This window comes from Sinomonas sp., from assembly GCF_036848755.1.
In the GTDB taxonomy this organism is placed as follows: domain Bacteria; phylum Actinomycetota; class Actinomycetes; order Actinomycetales; family Micrococcaceae; genus Sinomonas.
This window is the reverse complement of record NZ_DAIUJO010000050.1, coordinates 26937-27968: the sequence shown is the minus strand read 5'-3', so window position 1 is coordinate 27968 and position 1032 is coordinate 26937. Positions and strand designations below refer to the sequence as shown.

The following is a 1032-nucleotide window of genomic DNA, read 5'->3' as shown; positions in this document are numbered from 1 at the left end:
GGCCGCCGGGTGAGCGGCCGAGCCGGCCGCGGCCCAGGCCGGAGGAGCGCGAGGATCGCGAGGAGCGCCCGAGGCGCCCGGAACGCGAAGGGCACCACGAACGCGAGCTCGACGAGCAGGAGCGCGACCAGCAGGAGCCGGAGGAGGAGCGGCCGGAGCGCGAGCAGGGTGAGCGCGCACAGCGCGGGCTCAGCACCACGCGGCTGGCTCAGAGCGCCGTCGCGCAGCTCCAGCAGCTCACGACGCGGGACATCGAGGCCGTCGTCGGGATGTCGCGCAACGAGAACGGGAACCTCACGGTGATCCTCGAGGTCGTCGAGAGCGCCCATTTCCCGGATTCTGCCGACATCATGGCGGAATACTCGGTGGAGGTAGATCCGCAAGGGGATCTCGTGGGCTATTCGCGAGGACCCCGGTATCAGCGGGGGCGCCCGAGCGGCAAGTGAGCCGCATCCAGTACCAACCAGCCAGAGAAGAGTGGGAGTCGGCGCAACCAGACAGGCGGAAGCAAGCGGATGAGCAGTGAAGGCCAGCGTTCCGAGCCCGGGCACCGTGTGCCCCGCACGGGCGGTGAGTCGTCCGCGCCGAATCCGTCGGGCTCCGACGTCGTGCCCTATTCGTCACGCCGCCAGCCCTCCGCACCGTACGCGCAGCGTCCGCCGTCGTCACGCCAGCCTCTTCAGCCCGAGCGCAGCCGAGAGGGCACCCTGACCCACGTCATCGAGACGCTGCTCGACAAGGGCCTCGTCATCAACGCGGACATCACGGTCTCGCTCGCCGGGGTCGAGCTCCTCGGGATCCGGATCCGGGCGGCCCTCGCCTCGTTCGACACGGCCGCGCGCTACGGCCTCGACTTCCCCTCGGGCACAAACCGGAACACGGTTGCGTGGAACGACGCGATGGAGCGGAAGGAGACGTGCCCCCAGTGCGGCAAGCCCGCGCCCGTCGACCAACTGCTGTACGAGTTCTGCCCGTGGTGCGGGTGGAAGAGCGCAATAGCCATCCGGGGCAGCGGGCCCGACGGGGACGAGT

Annotated in this window: 2 protein-coding genes; both read left to right on the top strand. The window is 70.3% G+C overall.

The window, feature by feature from the left end; genetic code table 11:
• Nucleotides 1–446 (top strand): gas vesicle protein GvpO (gene gvpO, locus V7053_RS09960; RefSeq protein WP_334172128.1); only part of this gene is annotated, 446 nt, incomplete at its 5' end.
• Nucleotides 447–515: 69 nt separating this feature from the next.
• Nucleotides 516–1032: gas vesicle protein GvpJ (gvpJ, locus tag V7053_RS09955; protein WP_334172127.1), on the top strand; the 517-nt coding region annotated here is incomplete at its 3' end.